We start from the raw sequence: 18861 nt of genomic DNA, 5'->3' as shown, positions 1-18861 counted from the left end.
ATGCGTGAGCACGGTGACGCACTCTGCCTCAATCACGCCTTCTGGCAGGAGCAGGCATCACGTCACGCTCAGTCACCGTTTTACGACGTTGACACTCTGGTGAACGATCGCGCGAAGATTCCTGAGGCGATACGCTTGGATCGACCGTACCTGGAGGGCGCTGGCATCGAGGGCGGCGACGTCATCCACCTTCAATGCCATATCGGCACCGACACTGTGGGACTGGCACGCTTGGGGGCGCACCGTCTGGTTGGCCTTGATTTTTCCGAAGAATCCCTGGAGATTGCACGCGGCATTGCCGACCGAGCAGGCCTCCACATCGACTACGTGTGCTCGGATGTTTTGTCTGCCCATGAGGCGGTAGAGGAACGCTTCGACATTGTGTACACCTCGGAGGGTGCCCTTGCATGGGTGCCTGACATACGCCGGTGGGCTCATGTTGTCGCTTCCTTGCTGAAACCAGGCGGCACGCTGGTTGTACGTGACGTGCACCCTCTTGTGGGAACATTGAAGGACCCGGTGCAATGTGACGCCCTCGAACTTCATTTCCCGTACTTTGAAACCCGTGAGGGAATCACATGGGACGACGACTCAAGCGAAGCCGACTACGCAGGCTCTTCTGTGACCCCAGGCAAGAACGCGACGGTGGAGTGGAACCACTCACTTGGGCAGATTGTCAATGCGCTCAGTGACGAGGGCGTCTTTGTTAAACGCCTTGACGAGATTGATGAGTTATTCTTCCCGATGTCGCCCGATATGAAACGGTGCGGACCCAGCAGCTGGAAGCTACCGGAATCCGCACCGACATGTGCCCTTCCTCTGTCATTCAGAATCGTGGCAACTGCAGATCTCACATCGTGTTGACGATCAGACCGATGTGCGTGTAGAAGTTCAGGCATCCGAATAGGCCGATTGCAACGCCGCATGCCAGCCACAGCCACATGACAGCGTTAAGAATGCCGCCTCCACGCGATTCAGATGTGCCTTCTTTATCAGCGCGGAACACGCCGATTGGGAACAGGACGCAGCCCAAACCGATGACAAAGAAGAACAGTGACATGAAGATCGCTTCGAACCACGGCCACTGTGCAAACCAACCGGAAATGGGCTCCTGCGGGGGAGCGGTGAAGAGTCGGTACATCACGCCGGCGAAGGCGATGCCCCACAGTCCCAATCCCAGTCCGCCGGCGAAAATCGACAGCGGCTTTGCGGCGTGGAGCAGTTCGCTCAGAGCCTTCTGTGAACGGGCAATGTGGTCACGCTGCTTCCAGAGATAGAAGCACGCGAACAGCAAGAGTGATCCAAAGCCCAGGCAGGTTTCACCGAAGATCACATTGTCGTAGGCGAAACCGCCAGCGGCCAGCGGCCACGTCGTCGTCATGTGGAAGCCGGTGGTTGTCAAGATCAAGCCAAGAGCACCGAACGCCATGGCGTATCCGTCGACCCGCACGGCAGTCTTGCCGGAGTTCGAGCGAACTTCCCTGAAGAACATCGCAAGCCCGATGAGCGCTGCACCGGCTGCGACTGCCATTAGCGTGTTGTAGGTCGGCATGCTCGGCCAATCGATCATGCCGGGGCTTTCGACACCTCTGAAAAAGTCGTCCATCTATTCTTTTCTTTCCTCGACCCATGTCTCCACACAAAATGGAGCCGCGCCGTCTGCGCAGTGGGGACACTACGATGCTAACAGGCTTTCACGGCGTGGCACTGGAATAGTCGGCGTAGACGCGTCATAATGGGTGTAACGCCACGAATCAGCGTGTCTGTTTCCGGTTGAGAACGTAGGGGAAGACGATTCTCACGCGAAATGGAGGTCACGATGAGTAGGTCTTACACCCGTGGTGTACTTTTCGTGCACTCAACTCCGCCAGCGCTGTGTCCACACATCGAGTGGGCCGTTGGAACAGCGCTCGGACAGGAAGTGCACCTGCAGTGGACTGATCAGGATGCTGCACCCGGGATGGTACGCTCCGAATTCTCATGGATAGGCCAGACCGGGTCAGGCGCCCGCCTCGCGTCGGCACTTCGCGGCTGGGAACACCTGCGATACGAAGTCACCGAGGAAGCCACCGCGACCACTGACGGTGGCCGCTGGTCTCACACGCCGTCACTGGGCATCTTCCACGCCCAAATGGACACGGCAGGCAACGTTGTCGTGCCGGAAGGAAGGATTCGCGCAGCCCTCGACGAATCACATTCCCCGACAGAGATGATCGACAAACTCAATCTTGCGCTCGGACAGGCGTGGGATGATGAGCTCGAACCATTCCGCTATGCCGGTGCCGGAGCTCCGGTGCGCTGGCTCAACCGCGTGGGGTAAGACATGGGATCGATCGGCGACCAGCTTGGCATCGACTTGACCGAACTCCTCGACATGGACGAACCGCCTCAGAGCGATCAGGAGGACAACGATACGGTCGGTGAAGCCGTCATGAACGCACTGCTGGAAGAAACCTCCATCGAACCAGACCGGATGCGCGCAGACCTGACACTCGAAGGTGACCTCGACCTGGACACCCTCGGACGCTACTCTGTGATCAGCCAAATCGAGCACGAACTCGGCATCACCTTGATCGACCGGGACGTGGATGCACTCACAACGGTCGAGGACCTGCTCAACCTAGCTCGCTCGACGTCCTGAACCGCACACGAGCCCTCCCGAACCCGATAGGCTGGATATGAGGAGGATCGGACATGACGATCAACGGCACGTTGACGCCCACCGCGCGGCGCGTCACGATTCCAACATGGGTGTGCAAAGTCGTCATGGCAATCACAGGCCTGATCATGGCGGCGTTCGTCTTCATCCACATGGTCGGCAACGTCAAGATCCTGACCGATCCTGCTCAGATGGATCACTATGCGCAGTGGCTGCGCACGATCGGTGAACCGGCTCTTCCGTATGGGTCCGTTTTGTGGATCCTGCGCGTGATCTTACTGTCGTGTGTTCTGCTGCATATCTGTGGCGCACTCATCTTGTGGCGCCGCGGCGCGTTGACCCACACGCCCGGTGTGCGCAGGCTGAAGCATCGCGGCTGGGCTGCAAAGCTCATGCTTCCGACCGGACTTGTCCTCATTGCCTTTATCGTGATCCATATCCTTGACCTCACCATTGGCACAGTGGTCGAATCGGCCGCTTTCCGCCATCCCGACTCACGTTTCTACGCCGCTGCCAATGTGGTGGCATCGATGAGCAGGCCTGTCATGTTCGCGGCATATGTCATCGCCCTTATTGCGATAGGCCTTCACCTCAGCCACGGCATTGAGCGAGCCTGGCAGGATCTCGGTGGGCGCTCACCACGTATCGGCACCGTTGTGCGCATCGCTGGCTATGCGATCGCTTTGGCAGTTGTGATCGGAGACCTCACCGTCATCGCCGCTTCGCACATGGGAGCGATCAGCGCCGCCCTCGCACTTCCGCTCGCTGCCGGACGCACGCATCTGCGCATTGACGAGGGCGCCCCTGTTGACGCCCATGAACCTGAAGTCGAACCCGAACGCATGTGGGACGAATTTGTCTCCCACGCGCGCCTCGTCTCACCCGGGAACAGGCGTACATTCAGGGTGGTTGTTGTGGGGACCGGTCTGGCGGGCGCCAGTGCCGCAGCGGCTCTGGCTGAACTGGGCTTTGGGGTAGATGCGATCACAACTCTGGATACGCCGCGACGCTCCCATTCAGTGGCAGCTCAAGGCGGTATCAATGCGGCGCGGGCACGACGAGTCGACTCGGACAGCGTGCAGCGGTTCGTCACCGACACGATTAAGGGCGGTGATTTCCGCGCCAGAGAGTCCGAAGTATGGAGACTGGGTATTGAATCGGCGCGCGTCATCGACCACATGAACGCGCTGGGTGTGCCGTTCGCCCGAGAATATGGCGGATCGTTATCCACACGATCATTTGGCGGCGTGCAGGTTTCGCGAACGTACTACTCGCGAGGGCAGACGGGCCAGCAACTTCAGGTGGCAGCGTCCTCGTCCCTCATGCGTCAGGTGGCTGCAGGCCGCGTGACGTTATGGGTGCGCCACGAAATGCTCGACGTCGTCGTTGCTGACGGCCGGGCCGCCGGTGTGATCACGCGTGACATGATCACCGGACGCACCCGCTTCCATCCCGCACACGCAGTTGTGATTGCCACAGGCGGATACGGCAACGTCTACTACTATTCGACGCTGGCAAAGAACTGCTCGACAACAGGCATATGGCGAGCTCACCGTGCCGGCGCCGCCCTCGCTTCACCGAGCATGATCCAGTTCCACCCCACCGCATTACCTGTCTCATTCCCGTGGCAATCCAAGACCACGCTCATGAGCGAATCTCTGCGTAACGACGGACGCATCTGGGTGCCACGGAGCCCTGGCGATGACCGAGACCCGAACGCCATTCCCGAAGAGGAACGCGACTACTACCTGGAGCGCAAGTACCCCGCGTTTGGAAACCTCACGCCTCGCGACATTGCCTCTCGTGCTGCGCGCGAGCAGATCGAATCGGGGCATGGGGTCGGTCCCGAACGAAACAGCGTGTACCTGGATTTTAGGGACGCACTGGAGCGGGTGGGCCGACGCGTCATCGCTGAGCGCTACGGCAACCTCCTTGACATGTACCTCGATGCAACAGGGGAGGACCCCTACACTCGCCCCATGCGCATCGCTCCCGGCGCGCATTTCACAATGGGTGGCTTGTGGGTCGACTTCCGCCTCATGACCACCATCCCGGGACTGTTTGCAGCCGGCGAGGCGAACGCGGCCTACCACGGGGCCAACCGTCTGGGAGCCAATTCCTTGCTTGCCGCCTGCGTCGATGGTGCTTTCACAATCCCGCGCACAGTACCCGACTATTTGGCAGGCATTTTAGGCCAGGAGTTGCTCTCCGTCGATGATTTCCGCGTGATCGCTGCCCGTGAGAGGGTCGAATCGCGACTGCAGGGCCTGCTCGACATCGATGGAGCTACTCCGACGGACACTTTTGCCCGCAAGTTGGGCGATATCATGTACCAGGGGTGCGGCGTTGTGCGCAGTAAGGAGAGCCTGGAGGCTGCGCTCAGCGACATCGACGCACTCCAACAGCACATGGGTGCCGACCTGCGTGTCAGTGGCGAGACAGGACACTTCAACACCGACTTGGTTGCAGCTGCCAGGCTTCAGGACAGCATTCAGATGGCCACACTCATGTGTGTGGACGCGTGGCATCGCGAGGAATCCTGCGGCGCGCACTTCAGAAGTGAATACCAGACGGAGCAGGGGGAGGCGCAGCGCCGCGACGACCAGTGGATGAACGTATCCGCCTGGACCACTGACGGGTGGCATGACCTGGAGACAGATGGCGCAGCTCCCTTGGCAATTACCTGCACTCACCACGCCGAAGAGCTGACGTTTACTACCGTCCCCCTGGCAACGAGGAACTACCAATGAAACTGATCGTCGACGTGTGGCGGCAGAAAGCCCCGGAAGCTGTCGGAACATTCCACTCCTACGAACTGGACGGGTGCGATGAACGCATGTCGATTCTGGAGCTCCTCGATCACCTCAATCGCAACCTGAGTTCCCGCGGCGTCGAGCCGGTTGCGTTTGATTCGGATTGCCGCGAAGGAATCTGCGGTGCATGCGGCATTCAAGTTGATGGAAGGCCCCACGGATTCAGTGAGAATCTGCCGGCTTGCATGCAGAGGGTCGGCGCTCATGCCGATGGTACGCATGTGTGCCTGGAACCGTTGCGATCGGGCGCCTTTCCAGTGATCCGTGACCTTGTGGTAGATCGCAGTGTCCTCGACCGGATCACGATGGCGGGAGGATTTGCTTCCGTTGATACCGGTCTGGCTCCTGACGCGGACGCGATTCCGATTCGTCATCAAGATGCCGAAGGTGCACTTGACCTGGCCGCGTGTATCGGCTGCGGCGCGTGTGTTGCGGCGTGTCCGAACGGCTCAGCCGCGTTGTATGCGGGTGCACGGATGGGTCACCTGGCAGCGTTGAACATTCCGGGGTTGGAGCGGGCAGAGCGTGCCCGGCGCATGAATGAGGCGATGGATCAGTACTTTGGCTCGTGTTCTGGCTACGGCGAATGCATCAGAGTGTGTCCTGCGAATATTCCTTTCGACGTTGTTGCCGTTGCCTCACATGAACGTCTCAGGGCATTATGGTCGAGGTGGCCTCAGCCTCGCTAAAGCACCACTACTATAGACATTGAGATGAGATGCCCGACGATGGGCTGACATGAACGGAGGATATTGTGGGAAATCGGTCCGAAGAAGATCTTTTGGGAAGTCGCGACGTTCCGCAGGAAGCCTACTGGGGCATCCACTCCTTGCGCGCGCAGGAAAACTACCAGATTTCCGGTAGGACGATCAATGAAGTGCCTGAGCTGATTCGGGCATTCGCTCAGGTCAAGAAAGCTGCCGCGCTGGCGAATAAGGATTTGCGAGTGCTCAAGCCCGCCACGGCAGATGCAATTGTGCAGGCCTGCGATGCCATCATCGACGAGGGCGCGTGCCTCGACCAGTTCCCGATTGACCAGTTCCAGGGTGGTGCGGGCACATCGGTGAATATGAACGCCAACGAGGTGATCGCCAATCTCGCTCTCGAGATGACCGGTCAGGAGCGAGGGCGCTATGATCTGATTAATCCCAACGACGATGTCAACCACTCCCAGTCCACCAACGACACGTATCCCACAGCTTTTCGACTGGCCGCCTACGAGAAGGTCGACCAGCTGCGGCACGCCGTGAATGATCTGGCCGACGCGTTTGAGCGCCTCGGTGCCCGCTATCAGCATGTCCTCACTATGGGGCGCACACAGTTGCAGGATGCCGTCCCCATGACGATTGGTCAGGAGATGACCGCGTTCGGCGTGACTTTGCGTGAAGAGGACCCACGTCTGGTCAACGTAGCCAACCTGCTTCTGGAAACCAACCTGGGCGCCACTGCGATTGGCACTGGGCTCAATACGCCTCCGGGCTACCAGAAGGCAGTGGTCGCTCATCTGCGTGAGATCACGGGCCTGGACGTGACAGCCTCCGAAGACTTGATCGAAGCGACATCGGATGCCGGGGCGTATATCTCCATGCATGCCACGATGAAGCGCACCGCTGGCAAGCTGTCGAAGATCTGCAACGACCTGCGTCTCCTCTCATCGGGTCCGCGAGCCGGCTTGAACGAGATCAACCTTCCGCAAAGGGCTGCCGGATCCTCAATCATGCCCGCGAAGGTCAACCCGGTGATACCCGAGGTGGTCAACCAAGTCTGCTTCAAAGTCATCGGCAACGATGTGACGGTCACGATGGCAGCCGAGGCCGGCCAGCTTCAGCTCAACGTCATGGAACCGGTGATCGCCCAGTGCATGTTTGAATCGGCCACGTTGCTCACCCACGCATGTGACACGCTGCGTGAAAAGTGTGTGGACGGTATCACCGTCAACGAAGAAAACTGCCGAAACATGGTGATGAATTCGATCGGTATCGTCACCTACTTCAACGATGTCATCGGGCATCACGCCGGTGACGTGGTGGGTAAACGAGCAGCGGCAGAAAACAAGAACGTCGGTGATCTGATCGTTGAGATGGGCTTCCTGTCTCAGGAACAGGTCGATGAGATCCTGTCTCCGGAGAACCTGGCGAACCCGCAGTATCGTGGCGCCAAGATCAGCGATGATCCTGAAACCCCCAAGCAGGCGTCAAGTAAGCACTAGCGCGTAATTCTGCCAATTGCAGACACACGAAGACGCCCTCGTCACTCTCACTGAGTAGCGATGAGGGCGTCTCCACGTCTGCGTTCACACCTTATTCGTCTGAAGCTGCAGCCTCATCGGCACCGATGCGCACATTGTGCAGCTGGTACTTCTCGATGGCCTGTTCGACGACTGCGCGGTCAACCTGGTTTTGATCGGCCAGTGCCTGCAGCGTGCGCACCACCATTGATTCTGCATCGATGTGGAAGTAGCGTCGTGCTGCGCGGCGCGTGTCGGAGATGCCGAAGCCGTCTGCGCCCAACGTGTACAGGTAGCCGGGAACCCACGGACGGATCTGATCAATGATCAGGGCATCGTAATCGGACGTGCCAATGAAGGGGCCTTCAGAGCCGGACAACTTGGTTGTCAGGTAGGCGTAGCGCGGATCCTCATTCGGATGCAGGAAGTTGTGCTCGTCAGCTTCCACGCCATCGCGACGCAGTTCGTTCCATGACGTCACCGACCACACGGCGGCGTCCACGCCCCAGTCCTCGGCCAGGAGCTTGCGGGCCTCACGTGCCCACGGCACCGCCACACCTGATGCCAAAAGCTGAGCCTTCGGGCCCTGCCCTGTATGGTCATCAACCTTGTAGATGCCCTTGATAATGCCGTCCACGTCCACATTTTCAGGTTCTGCCGGCTGATGAATCGGCTCGTTGTACACCGTCAGGTAATACAAGACATTCGGGTCACGCGTATCCGAGGGATCGTGCTCGCAGAACATGCGCTTAATGCCATCCCACATGATGTAGCGGATTTCGTAGGCGTAGGCGGGGTCGTACAGCACGAAACCGTGGTTGGCTGCACCCAGGATCGGGGACTGGCCGTCCAAATGCTGAAGACCCTCGCCGGTCAGGGTGGTACGTCCAGCTGTCGCGCCCACGACGAAGCCACGAGTCAGCTGGTCGGCAGCAGCCCAGAACTGGTCGCCGGTGCGCTGGAAACCGAACATCGAGTAGAAGATGTAGAACGGAATCATCGGCAGGTTGTGCGTCGCATACGAGGTGCCCACGACCTGCAAGGCAGCCGCAGATCCAGCCTCGGTAATACCGGTGTGCATCACCTGCCCCTGTTCGGATTCCTTGTAGGACAGCATCATGTCCGCGTCCACGGCAGTGTAATTCTGACCGTGCGTGTTGAAGATCCTGGCTGACGGGAAGATAGCGTCCAGACCGAACGTGCGTGCCTCATCGGGAATGATCGGCACGATGTGCCGACCAATATTCTTATCACGAAGCAGGTCTTTGAGCAGTCGGACCAGTGCCATTGTCGTGGCCACTTCGAGTTTTCCTGAGCCCTTCGACAAAGCCTCGAACGGCTTCATCGCAGGTTCAGGCAGGTGTGCATCGTCATGGGCACGACGCTCAGGCAGGTATCCGCCCAGCTTCTCCCGACGCTCCTTCATGTACAGCAACGCCGGATCGTCTGCCGGTGGCATGTAATACGGCGGCTTGTACGGATCCTTCTCCAGCTCCTCGTCGCTGATCGGGATCTGCAGACGGTCACGCAGCGCCTTCGCATCCTCCAGAGTCAGTTTCTTCATCTGGTGCGTCGAGTTGCGTCCTGCAAAATGCGTGCCGAGCGCGTATCCCTTAATGGTGTGCGCCAGGATGACGGTAGGCTGTCCGGTGTGCTCCATCGCAGCCTTGTAGGCGGCGTACACCTTGCGGTAGTCATGGCCACCTCGGCCCAGAGCCCAGATCTGCTCATCGGTCCAGTCCTTCACGAGCGCCTTGGTTCGCGGATCACGTCCGAAGAAGTGTTCACGAACGTATGCACCATCTTTGGCCTTGAACGTCTGGTAGTCACCGTCGAGGGTCTCATCCATCAGGTGAACCAGGGCATTGTCCTTATCTGCTGCCAGCAACTGATCCCAGCCGCGTCCCCAGATCACCTTGATGACGTTCCAGCCGGCGCCCTTGAAGAAGGCTTCGAGTTCCTGAATGATCTTGCCATTGCCACGTACAGGCCCGTCGAGGCGCTGCAAGTTGGCGTTGACGACGAAGGTGAGGTTATCCAGGCCCTGCTGTGCGGCAAGCTGCAGCATGCCGCGCGCTTCCGGCTCGTCCATTTCGCCGTCACCCAGGAATGCCCAGGTGTGCTGCTGAGAAGTGTCCTTGATGCCGCGCAACTGCAGGTAGCGGTCAAACCACGCCTGGTAGATTGCCTCGGCAGGCCCCAGTCCCAGTGACACGGTGGGGTATTCCCAAAAGTTGGGCATTTGGCGTGGGTGGGGGTAGGAAGGTAGTCCGCCGTCCACACTGACCTGCTGACGGAATCCGTCCATCTCTTCTTCGGTCAGGCGGCCTTCGAGGAATGCGCGTGCGTAAGGGCCGGGGGAGGCGTGTCCCTGGAAGAAGATGTGGTCGCCGCCGCCCGGGTGGTCTTTGCCGCGGAAGAAGTGGTTGAGACCCACTTCGTACAGGGTAGCGACTGATGCGTAAGAGGAGATGTGGCCGCCTACTCCGACACCGGGGCGCTGAGCGCGCGTGACCTGAACGGCGGCATTCCACCTGATCCAGCGGCGGTACTGACGCTCCATCGCTTCATCGCCGGGGAAGTAGGGTTCCTGGTCAACGGGGATCGTGTTGACGTAGGGCGTGGTGTATTCCTGAGGCAGCTGCACATCGCGTTTGCGAGCCTCGTCCATCATGTGCAGCAGGATGTAGCGTGCGCGAGGTCCGCCTTTTTCATCGATCAGGCTGGTGAGCGAGTCGATCCATTCCTGGGTTTCGTCAGGATCGTTGTCCGGAATTTGACTGAGCAATCCGTTGATGACGGGATGCTTTTGGTTTGTGCTCACAGATACCCCTTTTTATCTCGTGCTGACAGACCTGTAGGTCGCCAATGTCCTGGTGGTTCTATTCTCACCCGAAAGTCCCAGATTTGCGACTTCTTTAGGGCTTAAGACCCATGAGAATCGCCTCAATTTTGATTCATTGACGAGGGTGACACCTTCCGCCCGTACTCGCAGGCCCCGTCAAGCCACATCGGCGGCGACTTTCGGCGCAAATATTCTTCCCAGATGCAGATCTGCTCTACTATAGTGCCGTTAGATAGTTCACGAGCCCAGCGGGTTCGCGTGTGGAAGGTGGTTACACAACGTGGCGATCAGCCTCGGATTCACCCAAAATCAGGTTGTCCAGGAATTCTACGTAGACGATGACAGCGATGAAGCTGTTCGCGATGCGGTTGCACGCGAGACTGGTCACGAACTGGTCGATGTCGAATATGGCGACGTTGTCGACGGCGCACTGGTATGGTGGCGCGCTGACGACGCTGAAGAGGAAGACCTCGGTGACGTTCTGGTCGATGTTGCGTCAAACCTTGACGACGGCGGCATGATCTGGGTTCTTTTCCCCAAGCCTTCTGATCCGAACACTGTGCCCGTGGCGGACATTGCCGAAGCAGCCAGTGTGGCAGGTCTGCATTCGACGTCCGCGTTCTCAATGGGGGACACGTGGACCGGAATCTGCGTCACGGCTCGTCCGCGCGCACACCGGTAAGACATCTCACGCACGTCTCAAGTGCGTCTGCGTACCTGTGTGCGTTAAAGTATCCCTCGTGCCACGTCAGTGGCACGTGTCGGGCCTGTAGCTCAGTTGGCCAGAGCGCTGCGTTTACACCGCAGAGGTCGTCGGTTCGAGACCGGCCGGGCCCACCGTTAAAGCGCCAGTAGCGCGCGTACCACAGTCATGACACCGTGATCAATATTTGACGGCGCGCGGTATCGGGCTCGTGCTGTCACATCCGGATGAGCGTTAGCCATCGCGTACGAATAGTCGGCATGGTCGAAGAGCTCCAGGTCGTTCAGGAAGTCGCCAAACACAACCGTGTGCTCCGGACCGATCCCCAGCGATTCCTGCAGGGCAGTCAACCCTCGTCCTTTATTCGCCACAGGATTCATCATATCGACCCAGTGGTGCGAAGATTCTGCCACCTGATGCGATTGACGCAAGTGGGGAACCTGATCATCAACGAAGGCAGAAATATCCGTGAAGTCATACGTTGCGAGTTTCAGGACGTTATCGTGCGCCGCGGCCTGCTTCAAGTCGTCGACGACTTCCAGTTGTGCATAGTATTTGTGGGCCTCAGCGTAAAACTCGGCATCTGTGCGTTCAACATACGCGCTGTTCTGCCCGCACACGACCAGACCGAGGTTGTAGCTTCCGTCAGAGCTCACACGCCGCGTCACATCGATCATTTCATTGACTGTCGGCATGTCGATGCAAGTGGTCGACACAACCTGCCCGTGGAACGTGACGATGGAGCCATTTTCAGCAATGTAGGAGTGACCGGCGTCTGTGCCGGAAAACATGGTGTCGAGGGTGGCGAGCTGACGGCCTGACGCGGGCACGAACGCAATGTCACGTACAGCCAGTTCATGCATGAGCGGCCAGAACTCGTCCGGTAGATTCGAGTTGCCATCCAGCAGCGTCCCGTCCATGTCGCTGGCGATCAGTCGAATGTCAATTGGCCCATCGGGCAGTGTCATCATGGGCGTATCGTTCACGTCGGCTCTCCGTTCTTGTCCGGTCATGACTGTATCATCGACCGGCCTCCCGCACGGGTCACCCTCGTCAATTCACTCCTTCATGCGCGTTGCGTGACGACGCTGCACATAGCAGATCGACAGATAGATGCCATACATGCCGAAAACAACAGTCAGGACTATTTCCTGCGCCGCTCCCGCACGCGCACAGATATCTGAACGGGGGAGCCGGCGAAACCGAAGTCCTCACGCAGACGCCTCTCAATGAATCGGCGATATCCGGGGTCGAGGAAACCGGTCGTGAAGAGCACGAAGCGTGGGGGAGCGGATGACACCTGCGTTCCGAACAGGATCCTGGGCTGTTTGCCACCGCGCAGCGGATGCGGGTGTGCGGCCACAAGCTGCCCCAGAAAAGCGTTCAGCTTACCTGTCGAAATTCGTGTTTCCCACCCGGCCAGGGCCGTATCCAACGCCTGCACGATTCTGTTCGTATGCCACGTCGTTGCCGCCGAAATATTGATGCGCGGCGCCCACGCGACCTGCACGAGTTCGCGTTCGAGTTCAGATTTGAGTTCCTTTTGGCGTTCCTCGTCCACCAGGTCCCACTTGTTGTTGACGATCACGAGTGCCCGCCCGGCATCAACAACCTGCTGCACGACGCGCACGTCCTGCTCGGTCAATACTTCCGAGGCATCAAAAAGGACGAGGGCGACCTCGGCTTTTTCAATCGCAGCCTGTGTTCTGATCGACGCGTAGAAATCAGCTCCCGTTGTTCGGTGCATTTTGCGGCGCACACCGGCCGTATCCACAAATTGCCACTGGCGGTCGCCCAAAGTGACGATCTCATCGACCGGGTCACGCGTAGTGCCAGCTGTTGAGTCTACGACGACGCGCTCATGTCCAACGAGTGCATTGAGCAGTGAGGACTTGCCGACGTTCGGTCGTCCCACCAGAGCCACGCGGCGAATGTTGGGATCGCGTGGTTGACCGGCTCGTGCCGAGCGCTCAGGGAGAACTGCCAGCACTCGATCCAGCAGGTCACCCGTGCCTCGACCGTGCAGAGCGGAGATGGCGTATGGTTCGCCCATACCCAAACCCCACAGGTAGGCAGCGTCTGCTTCCTGCATGGCGGAATCCACCTTGTTAGCCGCCAGAATGACCGGCTTGCCGCTGCGGCGCAGCAACTCCACGATACGTTCATCAGTGGTGGTAATTCCCACCGTCGCGTCGACCACCAGCAGCACTGCATCTGACAGGTCGATCGCCACCTCGGCCTGGTCGGCCACATTGCGATCCAGTCCGCGCACGTCGACTTCCCAGCCGCCCGTGTCAACGACGAGGAATTCGCGACCAGCCCATTCTGCCTGGTAGGTGACACGGTCACGCGTGACACCCGGCGTATCCTGCACAACCGCTTCGCGGCGCCCCAGGATGCGGTTCACCAGCGTGGACTTGCCGACGTTGGGTCGCCCGATCACAGCAAGGACCGGTAAGCCGTCCATCTCAGTGCTGGAGGGCAGGTCGCCCTCGTGATCGTCAAGGATCTGCAAGTCGGATTCACTGAGCTCATAGTTGTCCAGTGACGACCGCATCGAGCGTGCGCGGGCTTCACCTGTGTCAATATCCTGCTCTTCGCTCACGTTTGTCATCCTCGCTTGCGGGGTTCACTGTATTCCAGCACTTCGCGTGCAACCGGCACGTCATTGTATCGGTGATAGACATGATCTATCTCCTGATACCACTCGGCACCCTTCCCGGTGATCAGGACGATGTCATTCGCACTGGCGTCCTGAATCGCGCACCGTACCGCATCCCGGCGGCACGTTGTAACCTCCGTGACGTTGGTCAGGTCGGGACGCACGTTGCGGATTCCCTCCATCAGCTCGGCGCGAATTGCCGCCGCGTCCTCGGTTCGGGGGTTCTCATCTGTCACCCACAACACGTCCGCGTGTCTCGCCGCAACTTCAGCCAGCGGTATGCGTTTGGAGGCATCCCGGTCACCGTCCGTGCCAAAGACCAGGACGACGCGGCCGCCAGCCAGTTCGCGCGCATCCTTGAGAATCCATTCCAGAGCTTCGGGGGTGTGCGCGTAATCAACGATCACGAGCGGCTGATCGTCACAGTCCGGATTGATTTTCTCCATACGCCCGGGAACCTGCGGTGCCCGCTCGAGGGCAGTGACCGCCTGATCTGGATCCGCACCCACTGCCGTCGCCGCTGCGATTGCCACAGCGCAGTTTTGCACGTTCACTTCTCCGAGTACCGGGCTGTGAACCTGGTGGGTGTGCCCCGCCGGATCGGTCAGGGAGAAAACGGTTTGTGCGGTCTGCGGATCCGGATGAATATCACTGACGTGCCAGTCTGCCTGTTGCGAGCTCAAGGCCGCAACAGTCGTGATCGGGATCGTGGCCTCACGTGCCAGTCGCTGGCCCCATTCATCGTCCACGCACACGATTCCACGCAGGGCATGCTCGGGCGTGAACAGGGATGCTTTGGCCTGGAAGTAGTGCTCCATGTCGTGATAGAAGTCCAGGTGATCGTGCTGCAGATTCGTAAAAATGGCGACGTCAAAGACAATGCCGTCAACACGATTCAAGCTCAATGCATGAGAGGACACTTCGATGACCGCATTGTCAGCGCCTTGTTGCTGTGCGCAGGCAAGAAAGCGATGCAGGACCGGTGCCTCGTTCGTGGTGCGCGTCGCCAAGATCGTCATGTCACCGATGCGGGTTTCCACGGTGCCGCACAGCGCAGGAACATCGTGTATGGCGCCCAACGCGGCGCTGACCAGATAGGTTGTGGTGGTCTTTCCGTTTGTGCCGGTCACTGCTGCGGTCGTCAGTGACTGATCGGGGTTTCCGACCACTCGTGCAGATACGAACGCTGCCGCCTGGCGAGGGTCGTCGACAACTGCAATAGGGACGCTCGCGCCACTGTCACGCAGGATCCGCGCACCTTTCTCATCAGTGATGACGCCGGCCGCGCCAGCCTCAAGCGCACCTGCGGCAAATTCGGCGCCGTGGTGGGAGTATCCGGGGATTGCCACGAACACCCATCCGGCATCAATGTCGCTGGAAGAGACCGTCACGCCAGTGACGGGACAGTTGGCCTTGTCTTCATTCACCCATTGATGAACATCGAGGTCGCGGACCAGTTCACGAAAAGTAATCGCTGATGTGCGAGGACGCAGTTCATTAATGGTAGTCATGGCGCACACTTTACTACTCGGGCGCGCCCCAATGCCTCAACTCGCGCGCGCTCTTACAATCGAGACATGTTTAACCTCACGCGATCCCAGGCACGTCAGCGTGCTCAGACAGTCTCAGTGTCCCACATTGACGTGACGGTGGATCTGACGCGTGCAGGTGATCTTGACGAGACACATTATCCTGTCACCTCTGTGTTCACAATGACGCTCAACCGTCCCTCAACATTTGTTGACGTGGTGGGAACGGTGGACGAGGTTCTGGTCGATGACGCTCCGCATGCGTTCCACCATGACGGATCTCGCCTTGACCTTGATGACCTTCCAATATCACGTCCGATCACGCTCACCGTGCGCGCCCACTGCAGCTTTTCACGCACAGGGGAGGGGCTCCACCGCTATCTCGATCCTGAAGATCACCGCATCTACCTGTACACACAGTTTGAGCCCACCGATGCGCGCAGGGCCTGGCCGTGTATGGATCAGCCCGATATCAAGCCGCGCTGGACCTTCCACGTCCTCGCGCCGAAAGAATGGACTGTCACGTCCAACGGCATCGACACACCGACGGATGCCGGCACCTTCATTCGGCACGACTTTTCCACCACACCACCTCTGTCCTCCTACATCACCGCAGTTGTTGCAGGCCAGTGGGCCGTAGTTGACGGCGGTACCTGGGAAGGTGGAGCCGGCGACGGCACACATGTCGCGATCCCGCTGCGTCTGATGTGTCGCGCCGCCCTCGCGCCTTTCATGGACGACGACGATATTCTGACTGTCACCCGACAGGGCCTCAACTTTTATCATCAGCACTACGGTGTGACATTTCCGTGGGGATCCTACGATCAGGTATTCGTGCCTGAATACAACCTTGGCGCAATGGAGAATCCCGGGTGCGTCACGTTCAACGAACATCTCCTGTCGCGCGACACCCCCACATTCGCGCAGCGTCAGCACCGCGCCAACACGATCCTTCACGAAATGTGCCACATGTGGTTCGGTGATCTCGTCACGCCCGCATGGTGGGATGACCTGTGGCTCAAAGAATCCTTTGCTGACCACCAGGGCACCAACACGGCTGCTCACGCCACCGCCTACACAGGGGAGTGGACGTCATTCGCGATTGGCCGCAAAGCCTGGGCCTACGAGCAGGACCAGTATCCAACCACCCACCCCATCGCTGCAGATATCCCGGACGTGGAGGCAGCAAAGAACAACTTCGACGGCATCACCTACGCCAAGGGTGCAGCCGTCCTCAAACAACTCTTCGTCACCCTTGGTGAGGACGCGTTTTTTGCCGGTGCACGACTCTACTTCACCCGCCACGCCAACGGTGCGACGAAGCTGACCGACCTTCTGAAAGCCCTGGAAGAAACGTCCGGGAAGGATCTGACTGAGTGGAGCAGGCTATGGCTGGAAACCAGCGGCCCATCCAGGCTCTCCATCGACGTGCAATTCGACCATTCGGGCCGTCTTTCCCGCTTCGACCTGGTCCAGAACGGCCTCGTTCGTCCACACACACTTGAGGTATCCACGTGGGCGATTGACGAGGGAGCCCTGAGGCGCACCCACACCTATAGCCTGCATACTGAGGCCGCCCGTATCCGCATCACAGACGACACACTTTCACGCGAGGAATGCGATTTGATCGTGTTGAACGACCACGATCTAACGTATGCGATCTGCAGGTTTGATGCGCACAGCGCGGACACGGCATTGGCTTACATCGGAACCTGCCCTGATCCGCTCACGCGCGCCGTTGTGTGGGCGAACCTATGGAATATGGTGCGCGATGGGCTCATGCGCGCAGACCGCTATGTTCGCGCAGTGCTCACGCAGGCACTCACCGAAGATCACGACGCGGTTGTGGACAGACTGCTGTCCAGTGTTCAGTACGCCATCGCGCATTACTGCCCGCGCTCACAACGAGCAGCATTGCACGAACAGGTCGTCGCCACTGCACTCGATATCCTCTCACACACCACTACCGTGGACCACCAGCGTCTGTGGCTCGGAGCGTTGCTCAGCTCAGCACCCTGGTGCCCCTTGTCACCTGCAGCGACCAGCACGATCACAGCCGTGGCGGGCCGGCACAGTATTCATGGACTGGAAATCGGTCCCGAACTTGCCTGGCGTGCACGCCGCGCGCTTGCTGCGCGCGGCGATGTCGACCGCGCTCGCCTCGACCAGTGGCTGGACGACGAACGCACAGGGGAGACTACCATTTTCCACGCTCGCGCTGTGGCTGCTCTGCCCACAGCCACTATCCGTGAACAGTCATGGAAACGAGTTCTCACCGGGGGCATTTCCAACGAGGAAACCTCAGCGATCCTCTTCGGCCTGGCGGAGTCCACGTGGGAGGGCGATGAGCTCGACCGTGAGTTCTTCGCGCACCTCGCTGATTTTTGGGCCACCCACTCCATCGGCATGGGTATTCGCTTCGTGCGTGCTGGCGCTCCACATCACGTCGACTGCGATGATCCGGATGCGGTAGCCACCCTCGTCAATGAATATGAACAATGGCTGGAGGGCAATACGGATGCACCTGCTGCCCTGCGACGGCTCGTCATCGAGAACTTTGACGACGTTCAGCGTGCTCAACGCGTCCAGGAACTTTGGGAGGAGACGCTATGAGCACTGCCTCGCCCCGAAAGGACCCTGCCGCATCGATGTCGCAGCTCAACCAGCTTCTTCGCAATCCGCTCGATGCTGCCTACCACGCATACGCAGCCGATCCGAATGCCCGCCGATCCGGCCCGGCAATGCGCGTCCTCGTCATCATCATGGCGATCGCGCTGGGGATCGCCTCCGGAATCGCAGTGCGATACTTACGCGCCCCCGCTGATACGACAGTGCAAAAGTCATTGACCTCGCGCATCGAAACCGTCCAGACGCAGGTTGACTCGCTCAGCCAGGAAGTGTCCGACCTGTCCTCCACGATGCGCTCAGCTGCCGATATCGCCCCGACATCTGCACCGCAACTGGAGGCAAGCGTGGCGATGGCCAGCGCGGCTCACTCCGTGCACGGACCGGGTCTGACTGTTACCCTCAACGACGCCACAGATTCCAAAACTGAACGGCCCCAGGCGGTTGTGCGCGATCAGGACTTGCGAATGGTGGTCAATGCCATGTGGGCGGGCGGAGCTGAAGCCATTGACGTCAACGGCATTCGCATCGGGTCGGGCACCTTCATCCGCACCGCAGGTTCAACGATCCTGGTCAACACCACGGCCATCCAGTCTCCCTACGTCATCAATGCCATCGGAGACGGGTCGGATCTGTCGGTGGCACTGGTGCGTGGCGGCACCGGTGATTATCTGTCTACCGCCCAGTCAGCTCGAGGTATACAGGTCACGACACGGGCCGCAAACTCCATTGAGATGCAGGGCGTTGATCAACGCTCGACGCGCTACGCTGAAACTCGAGATGGTGCTGGAGGCTAAA

The 18861-nt window shown here is 59.4% G+C and carries 14 protein-coding genes and 1 tRNA gene; 10 read left to right on the top strand and 5 right to left on the bottom strand.

The window, feature by feature from the left end; genetic code table 11:
• Entirely contained in the window at positions 1-864 is an 864-nt protein-coding gene (locus AC1EJZ_RS05700) for a class I SAM-dependent methyltransferase (protein WP_285014065.1), read from the top strand.
• On the opposite strand, the gene AC1EJZ_RS05695 is transcribed toward AC1EJZ_RS05700, so the two are convergent.
• Complete coding sequence (locus AC1EJZ_RS05695) at positions 851-1552, bottom strand: DUF981 family protein (protein WP_480294290.1); 702 nt, start codon at positions 1550-1552, stop codon at positions 851-853. The genes AC1EJZ_RS05700 and AC1EJZ_RS05695 overlap by 14 nt on opposite strands.
• A gap of 267 nt (positions 1553-1819) precedes the next feature.
• On the opposite strand from AC1EJZ_RS05695, the gene AC1EJZ_RS05690 reads away from it, so the two are divergent.
• From AC1EJZ_RS05690 to aspA, 5 genes are all read left to right on the top strand, one after another.
• A complete protein-coding gene (locus AC1EJZ_RS05690; protein ID WP_092648603.1) occupies positions 1820-2320 on the top strand; it encodes a DUF3145 domain-containing protein in 501 nt (166 codons plus the stop codon).
• A 3-nt stretch (positions 2321-2323) separates the two neighbouring features.
• Positions 2324-2641 (top strand): acyl carrier protein, encoded by a 318-nt coding sequence (locus tag AC1EJZ_RS05685; protein WP_058236737.1) that lies wholly within the window; start codon positions 2324-2326, stop codon positions 2639-2641.
• A 53-nt stretch (positions 2642-2694) separates the two neighbouring features.
• On the top strand, positions 2695-5409 hold the full coding sequence (locus tag AC1EJZ_RS05680) for a fumarate reductase/succinate dehydrogenase flavoprotein subunit (protein ID WP_480294172.1): 2715 nt from the start codon (positions 2695-2697) through the stop codon (positions 5407-5409).
• Positions 5406-6161, top strand: coding sequence for a succinate dehydrogenase/fumarate reductase iron-sulfur subunit (locus AC1EJZ_RS05675; protein WP_480294170.1), 756 nt, complete (start codon positions 5406-5408; stop codon positions 6159-6161). Before AC1EJZ_RS05680 ends, AC1EJZ_RS05675 begins: the two co-directional genes overlap by 4 nt.
• A 62-nt stretch (positions 6162-6223) precedes the next feature.
• Positions 6224-7681: an aspartate ammonia-lyase gene (gene aspA / locus AC1EJZ_RS05670; protein ID WP_227469364.1), complete on the top strand. Its 1458-nt coding sequence runs from the start codon at positions 6224-6226 to the stop codon at positions 7679-7681.
• Positions 7682-7772: 91 nt separating this feature from the next.
• Here aspA and aceE read toward each other — a convergent pair whose 3' ends face one another.
• Entirely contained in the window at positions 7773-10523 is a 2751-nt protein-coding gene (aceE, locus tag AC1EJZ_RS05665; protein ID WP_480294169.1) for a pyruvate dehydrogenase (acetyl-transferring), homodimeric type, read from the bottom strand.
• Positions 10524-10824: 301 nt separating this feature from the next.
• Between aceE and AC1EJZ_RS05660 the strand changes: the two genes are divergently transcribed.
• Positions 10825-11226 (top strand): DUF3052 domain-containing protein, encoded by a 402-nt coding sequence (locus tag AC1EJZ_RS05660; RefSeq protein ID WP_480294167.1) that lies wholly within the window; start codon positions 10825-10827, stop codon positions 11224-11226.
• A gap of 81 nt (positions 11227-11307) precedes the next feature.
• Positions 11308-11381, top strand: a tRNA-Val gene (locus AC1EJZ_RS05655).
• 3 nt (positions 11382-11384) lie between these two features.
• Here AC1EJZ_RS05655 and AC1EJZ_RS05650 read toward each other — a convergent pair.
• From AC1EJZ_RS05650 to AC1EJZ_RS05640, 3 genes are all read right to left on the bottom strand, one after another.
• Positions 11385-12260: a Cof-type HAD-IIB family hydrolase gene (locus AC1EJZ_RS05650; RefSeq protein WP_480294166.1), complete on the bottom strand. Its 876-nt coding sequence runs from the start codon at positions 12258-12260 to the stop codon at positions 11385-11387.
• A gap of 131 nt (positions 12261-12391) precedes the next feature.
• Positions 12392-13861, bottom strand: coding sequence for a ribosome biogenesis GTPase Der (gene der, locus AC1EJZ_RS05645; RefSeq protein ID WP_058236744.1), 1470 nt, complete (start codon positions 13859-13861; stop codon positions 12392-12394).
• Positions 13858-15420 carry a UDP-N-acetylmuramoyl-L-alanyl-D-glutamate--2,6-diaminopimelate ligase gene (locus AC1EJZ_RS05640; protein WP_070727257.1) on the bottom strand — a complete coding sequence of 521 codons (1563 nt, stop codon included), beginning with the start codon at positions 15418-15420 and terminating at the stop codon, positions 13858-13860. The genes der and AC1EJZ_RS05640 overlap by 4 nt, the downstream gene beginning before the upstream one ends.
• Positions 15421-15486: 66 nt before the next feature.
• On the opposite strand from AC1EJZ_RS05640, the gene pepN reads away from it, so the two are divergent.
• Both pepN and AC1EJZ_RS05630 read left to right on the top strand, forming a co-directional pair.
• Positions 15487-18051 (top strand): aminopeptidase N, encoded by a 2565-nt coding sequence (gene pepN, locus AC1EJZ_RS05635; RefSeq protein ID WP_480294165.1) that lies wholly within the window; start codon positions 15487-15489, stop codon positions 18049-18051.
• Positions 18048-18860, top strand: coding sequence for a DUF881 domain-containing protein (locus tag AC1EJZ_RS05630; protein WP_480294164.1), 813 nt, complete (start codon positions 18048-18050; stop codon positions 18858-18860). The genes pepN and AC1EJZ_RS05630 overlap by 4 nt, the downstream gene beginning before the upstream one ends.
• The last annotated feature ends 1 nt before the right edge of the window (position 18861 follow it).

It is taken from the genome of Pauljensenia sp. C0170B5, from assembly GCF_056590195.1.
The sequence above is the reverse complement of the archived record's forward strand: the minus strand, read 5'-3'. Positions and strand labels throughout refer to the sequence as shown.